The organism is Anaerostipes sp. MSJ-23, assembly GCF_018918155.1.
Taxonomy (GTDB): Bacteria; Bacillota; Clostridia; order Lachnospirales; family Lachnospiraceae; genus Anaerostipes.
The window spans coordinates 1-1,354 of record NZ_JAHLPY010000036.1 but is presented as its reverse complement, the minus strand read 5'-3'; the positions used below and the strand labels follow the sequence as shown (position 1 = coordinate 1,354).

Annotated in this window: 3 protein-coding genes; all 3 read left to right on the top strand. The window is 38.6% G+C overall.

All coding sequences use genetic code 11. The features are described from left to right. Positions 1 to 91 precede the first annotated feature (91 nt). Entirely contained in the window at positions 92 to 469 is a 378-nt protein-coding gene (locus KQI71_RS12660) for a transposase (protein WP_253288121.1), read from the top strand. A gap of 71 nt (positions 470 to 540) precedes the next feature. Further along, positions 541 to 885 carry a DDE-type integrase/transposase/recombinase gene (locus tag KQI71_RS12655; RefSeq protein ID WP_253288112.1) on the top strand — a complete coding sequence of 115 codons (345 nt, stop codon included), beginning with the start codon at positions 541 to 543 and terminating at the stop codon, positions 883 to 885. Positions 886 to 1,014: 129 nt separating this feature from the next. Then, positions 1,015 to 1,242 (top strand): integrase core domain-containing protein, encoded by a 228-nt coding sequence (locus KQI71_RS12650; protein WP_253288110.1) that lies wholly within the window; start codon positions 1,015 to 1,017, stop codon positions 1,240 to 1,242. Positions 1,243 to 1,354: the final 112 nt, after the last annotated feature.

The following is a 1,354-nucleotide window of genomic DNA, read 5'->3' as shown; positions in this document are numbered from 1 at the left end:
TATAATGGTCTCATAAATTAAGACACTTTTTCGGACAGATCTTAATGAATCTGATATACTTAAATCAATACATAAGAAAGGATTCAATGTCATGTCCAGAAAAAGAAGAAATTTTAGTGCAAAATTTAAATCAGATCTTGTGATCGAGCTACTCAAAGGAGAAAAAGATCTCAATACCTTAGCAACAGAAAACAACATTCAACCCAATCTTCTCCGTAACTGGAAAAGAGAATTCTTGAACAATGCTTCTGCTGTGTTTGACGACAAACGTGAGGAAAACCTCAAGGAAAAGCTTGTCGAAGAACGCAAGGAAAAAGCTGAGTATGCAAAAAAGGTTGGTCAGTTAACCATGCAAGTGGACTGGCTCAAAAAAAATCTGAAGAAATTTGCGGACCTGACTACGAGAGTAAATTTAGTCCGAAACCTTTTGACGACTAAAGAACTTCCTGCTTCTGTTGGTGCCAACTGACTTGGCATCGTACGAGTATTTATTACAAAGGATCTTCCGTATCTGATGATGAACAGGCATGTAAAGAGATCATGGATCATCTTCATACAGATAATCCGACCTGGGGTGCAAGGCAGATGTCTGCACAGTTAAAAGTCAGAGGATATCGAGTGGGTCGTCGGAAAGCCAGACGATATATGAATGAAATGGACATTCATCCGATCTATCCTAAGATGAACCTGTCTAAGCGTATGCAACAGGCGAAAGTCTGTCCTTATCTACTCCGCAACGCTGTCATCGATAAGCCAAATCAGGCATGGTCCATTGATATTACATATATCCCGATCAAACATGGGTTTCTATATCTGACTGCAGTGATCGACTGGTACAGCCGCTGTATTGTCGGATGGGAAGTGGATGATACTCTCGATACCTGAATGGTGATCAATGCGTTAAACAAAGCATTTCAGATAGCCAAACCTCAGGTTTTGAACTCTGATCAGGGATGTCAGTTTACCAGCCAGCAATAGATCGATTTTGTAAAAGAAAACGGTATTCGCCAGAGCATGGATGGTAAAAGTCGCTGGGCAGATAATATCATGATCGAACGATGGTTTCGAAGCTTCAAGTATGAAGAAGCTTATCTGACACAATATAATAATATCAAAGAAGCCAGAGCTGCTATTAAACGATATGTTCATACTTATAACTTTGAAAGATATCATTCTGCATTGGATTATCATACACCAGCAGAATATTATTATCCTGTAATGCTGATGTCATATGTAGCTTAATTATCTGTGAAGGGAACTAGTACATCTAACTTACGTTTCTACAGATACAGTAACTTATCAACCTATCAGTTCATTATAAAAGTCTTAGATTTTTGTCTTGACAACTGAACCA

What these genes read in the sequence shown, in the direction of transcription:
- KQI71_RS12650 (WP_253288110.1), top strand. Translation starts at nt 1,015, where the DNA reads ATGGATGGTAAAAGTCGCTGGGCAGATAATATCATGATCGAACGATGG.
- KQI71_RS12655 (WP_253288112.1), top strand. Translation starts at nt 541, where the DNA reads ATGGATCATCTTCATACAGATAATCCGACCTGGGGTGCAAGGCAGATG.
- KQI71_RS12660 (WP_253288121.1), top strand. Translation starts at nt 92, where the DNA reads ATGTCCAGAAAAAGAAGAAATTTTAGTGCAAAATTTAAATCAGATCTT.